Source organism: Methylobacterium sp. C33D, from assembly GCF_053345825.1.
This window is the reverse complement of sequence record NZ_JBKFAV010000272.1, coordinates 1-255: the sequence shown is the minus strand read 5'-3', so window position 1 is coordinate 255 and position 255 is coordinate 1. Positions and strand designations below refer to the sequence as shown.

Sequence of the window (255 nt, the reverse complement as noted above, 5' to 3'; positions counted from 1 at the left end):
AGAGCGGCGCCAACCTCGACTGCCTGGTCTCGGCCGAGCGCATCGAGATCAACGAGGCGGCCTTCGTGCTGATGGTCCTGCAGGACATCACCGAGCGCAAGCACACCGAGCGGGAGCTGTTCGACGCCATCGAGACGGTGATGGCCGACACGTCGTGGTTCAGCCGCGGGCTGATCGAGAAGCTGGCGAACCTGCGCCGCCCGGGCCGGGAGGCGGGCGACGCGTCGGCGCCGAACCTGACGGTGCGCGAGCGGC

The 255-nt window shown here is 70.2% G+C and carries 1 pseudogene; it reads left to right on the top strand.

The annotated features are described in order from the left end of the window. A pseudogene (locus ACLBXO_RS32340) lies at positions 1-255 on the top strand (helix-turn-helix transcriptional regulator); the annotation flags it as partial.